The organism is Rhodoplanes roseus (assembly GCF_003258865.1).
GTDB classification, from domain to species: domain Bacteria; phylum Pseudomonadota; class Alphaproteobacteria; order Rhizobiales; family Xanthobacteraceae; genus Rhodoplanes; species Rhodoplanes roseus.
The window spans coordinates 1-2,648 of sequence record NZ_NPEX01000485.1 but is presented as its reverse complement, the minus strand read 5'-3'; the positions used below and the strand labels follow the sequence as shown (position 1 = coordinate 2,648).

Genomic DNA, 2,648 nt, shown 5'->3' with positions numbered 1-2,648 from the left:
ACGGCAGCCGACCAGGGGAGCCGGGCGCCGCCGGCTCCGACCGGCCGGGTCCGGACGACGGCGGGACAGAGCGCGGGCGGGTGATCCCGTTCGCGCCGCGCCGGCCCGCGGCCGGACCGCACCGCCCGTCGCAGTCTCCGCCCCCCGCCTCGGACCGGCGCGTCGCCGACCTCGCCCGCTACGAGACCGGGGAGGAGCCCGACGACTACCGGCACCGCATGATCACCAATGTGGCGGCGCTTCTGGTGCTCGCCGCCCTGACGGCCGGAGGCCTGTGGATCGCCTCCACGATGGCCGACATGCGCAAGAACCAGGATTGCGTGCTGAGCGGCCGCCGGGGCTGCACGCCCGTGCCGGTTCCGGCGGAGTCGCCCCGGCCCTGAGGGCGCCCGGCCGCGTCGCCGCCCGCCGCCCGGACCGGCCCTTGCCCGATACCGAATTCGGGCGGTGTGCCAGGGGATTGCGGTCCGGCGTGCACCGCGGTTTAGCGCGCATTGCGCTCCCCCGGTGTCTTGGCTATACGGACCGGAACGAAAGAGCGACCCATCGCCGCCGTTTGGGGGGCATGCGCACGCGCGTGCCGGCTGGATTCACGGCATTCAGAGAGTAACCGATGTCCTCGACGTTCGACACCGTCGCCAATATCATCTCGGAAACGTGCGACATTCCGCGGGACAAGATCACGCCGGAAAGCCACGCCATCGACGACCTCGGCATCGACAGTCTCGACTTCCTCGACATCGCCTTCGCGATCGACAAGGCGTTCGGGATCAAGCTGCCGCTGGAGCAGTGGACGCAGGAGGTCAACGACGGCAAGGCGACCACCGAGCAGTATTTCGTGCTCGGCAACCTCTGCACCCGCATCGACGCGCTCGTCGCCGCGAAAGGCGCCTGAGCGCGGCTCAATGAGACTCGAGTACTTCCAGCTCATCGATCGCATCGTCGCACTCGATCTCGGCGCGCGAACGGTCGAGGTGCATGCGCAGGTGCCCGAGACCAGCACGATCTTCGAGGGCCATTTCCCCGGTCATCCGCTGATGCCCGGTGTGCTGCTGATCGAGGCCATGGCGCAGACCTGCGGCTGGCTGCTGATCGGCCTCAACGGCTTTTCGCGCATGCCCTTCCTCGCCGCCGTCAAGGAGGCGAAGCTGCGCACCTTCGTGACCCCCGGGCAGGCGCTGTCGATCGCCGGCCGCCTCGTGCACGACGGCTCCGGCTTCGCCATGGCCAAGGCGTCGGTGAAGTGCGACGGCAAGACCGTGTCCGAAGCCGAACTCACGTTCCGCATCGTCCCTTTCCCGGATCCGAGCTTGCGCGCCGGCATGGAAGACTTCGCGCGGAAGATCGGGTTCCCGCTGGAGGCCACCGCCCATGGCTGACGCGTCACGCGAAGCCTGGATCACCGGGGTCGGACTCGTCTCGTGCCTCGGCGAAGGCGCCGACGCGCACTGGCAGAAGCTCGACGCCGCGACGCCCGTCTACGACACCGAGACCTTCGCGCCCTATGTGGTGCATCCGCTGGCCCCACTGACCCTCGATTCGCAGATCCCCAAGAAGGGCGATCAGCGCCAGATGGAGCAGTGGCAGCGCACCGGCACCTATGCGGCCGGCCTGGCGCTCGACTCGGCCGGCCTCAAGGGCAAGGCCGAGATTCTCGGCCGCACCGACATGATCGTCGCGGCCGGCGGCGGCGAGCGCGACTACGCGGTCGACAGCGCCATCGTCAGCGGGCTCGGCACGGCCGAGAACCCCGGCGCCTATCTCAACGAGCGGCTCACCAACGACCTGCGGCCGACCCTCTTCCTGGCCCAGCTGTCCAACCTGCTCGCCGGCAACATCTCGATCGTGCACGGCGTCACCGGCTCGTCGCGCACCTTCATGGGCGAGGAGGGCTCCGGCATCGAGGCCGTCCGCATCGGCCAGGCCCGGATCGCGGCGGGGCAGAGCGACGTGGCGCTGGTCGGCGGCTCGCAGAACGGCGAGCGCAAGGACCTGCTGATGCTGTTCGAGTTCGGCGGCTACGCCTTGAAGGCGCCGTACCGGCCGGTGTGGGACCGCGCCGGACAGCCGGGCTTCGCCACCGCCTCGCTCGGCGCGTTCCTGGTGATCGAGGCCCGCAGCCACGCCGAGGCGCGCGGCGCCAAGCCGCTGGCGAGGCTGAGCGCCGTGGTGAGCGACCGCGCCGCCCGCACAGAGGCCGGCGCCGTCCAGGCGTCGCTGGAGCGGCTGTGGAGCCGGCTGCCCGCGGTCGCGACCGACCGGGCCGCCGTGCTGTCTGGCGCCACAGGCGCCGCCGGAGCGACCGAGGAAGAGCGCGCGTTGCTCGCGGCCCGCGGCCTTCCGGTGCGGGCGACCGGCAGCGTCGCCGGCCACTCGATCGAGCCGCAATTCGTGTTCAACATCGCGCTCGCCACCCTGGCGCTCGGCCAGGGCCGGCTGTTCGCCCCGTGCGACACCACCGGCTTCGAGACGCCCGCGACCGGGGCCCTCGACCAGGTGGTGGTGACCGGCGTCGGCCATTGGCGCGGCGAAGGCCTCGCCCTGGTCGAGACGGTGCGGTAGGACGAGGCGGTGCGGTAGGACTTCGTCGGGGGGCGCCGCCGCTCCTCCACCCTCCCCTGGAGGGGGAGGGTCGGGCGTCCGCGCAG

The 2,648-nt window shown here is 71.4% G+C and carries 4 protein-coding genes; all 4 read left to right on the top strand.

The features are described 5' to 3' along the window. Positions 1-383 (top strand): hypothetical protein (locus tag CH341_RS30505; protein WP_425376225.1); only part of this gene is annotated, 383 nt, incomplete at its 5' end. 230 nt (positions 384-613) lie between these two features. Then, a complete protein-coding gene (locus CH341_RS30500; RefSeq protein WP_111423289.1) occupies positions 614-895 on the top strand; it encodes an acyl carrier protein in 282 nt (93 codons plus the stop codon). Between the two features lie 10 nt (positions 896-905). Beyond that, positions 906-1,379: a 3-hydroxyacyl-ACP dehydratase FabZ family protein gene (locus CH341_RS30495; protein ID WP_111423286.1), complete on the top strand. Its 474-nt coding sequence runs from the start codon at positions 906-908 to the stop codon at positions 1,377-1,379. Beyond that, the gene (locus CH341_RS30490; RefSeq protein ID WP_111423283.1) at positions 1,372-2,562 is read left to right on the top strand and encodes a beta-ketoacyl-ACP synthase; all 1,191 of its coding nucleotides are present in this window, start codon (positions 1,372-1,374) and stop codon (positions 2,560-2,562) included. Before CH341_RS30495 ends, CH341_RS30490 begins: the two co-directional genes overlap by 8 nt. Positions 2,563-2,648 lie beyond the last annotated feature (86 nt).